Source organism: Oleiphilus sp. HI0066, from assembly GCF_001635725.1.
On the sequence record NZ_LWFH01001260.1, the window covers coordinates 1 to 849 of the forward strand.

Below are 849 nucleotides of genomic sequence, written 5' to 3' on the forward strand. Positions count from 1 at the left end.
ACGGTATCGGGCTACAGTTCAAAAGACAGTTCTAATATGCTGCTTAGAATCTCTTTCATAATTCTTCTGTTACACGCGTCAAGCTTAGTGCATGCTAAGCGTTATGTTGTGTCTGACGACGCTTTTGGAAGCACGAGTGCAACGCCTCTTTCTGAGTTGAGTGAATCTGAGAAGTCTCGTCTTGAAGAAAGGGAATCTTCAGCGGTATCAGAGCCTGATAGTCCTACTGAAAACTCAGTTAGCACAAGTGACAGCTTAGCTCAAGACCCTGCATCGGAGTCCGAAGCTTTATCAGGGGAGCAATCACAACAAAGTTTAAGTCAACCCTCAATCATTGAACCGAATAGCTATTCAAGCGATTCTTCTGTTCCCTCAAATGTGCCTGATGCTAATTCTGTTGCAGGACAAGAAGCTGAAAACCCTTTTGAAAGAGAGTTGAGGTTGTCTCAGGAGAATGAGACAGATGAGGTCATTCGGCGCTTAAGAGCGAATGAGGGACGAAATGCGTATGATGCAACGAAAGTCAATCCTGCTGAGTTTGTAGACAGTGAAGATCTTCTTCAAGGCAATGTAGATAGCGATGGCGATCGTCCATTCTTCGTTACGTTTGATGGTACTGGTGAGTCGAATGTTATTTTTTACAGCCCGCAGGTGATTAAGGAAGAAATAGAAAGACGTAAGACCAATGAAAGTGTCAGCAAAGCAACTACTCATTCGGTAGAGGATGTTAATCAGTCTATTTCACTTCCTGATAATGCCGACCCAAACGTTGCTAGAATTTTGTCCTTAGACGAGGCTGATAGCTACTTCGAGCGTTTTAATACGCGTTGTTGTAACAAAATCCCGAAC

The 849-nt window shown here is 43.5% G+C and carries 1 protein-coding gene; it reads left to right on the plus strand.

The features are described 5' to 3' along the window. Positions 1-108: 108 nt before the first annotated feature. The coding region (locus A3738_RS18155) for a hypothetical protein (RefSeq protein WP_197473907.1) at positions 109-849 on the plus strand (741 nt) is incomplete at its 3' end.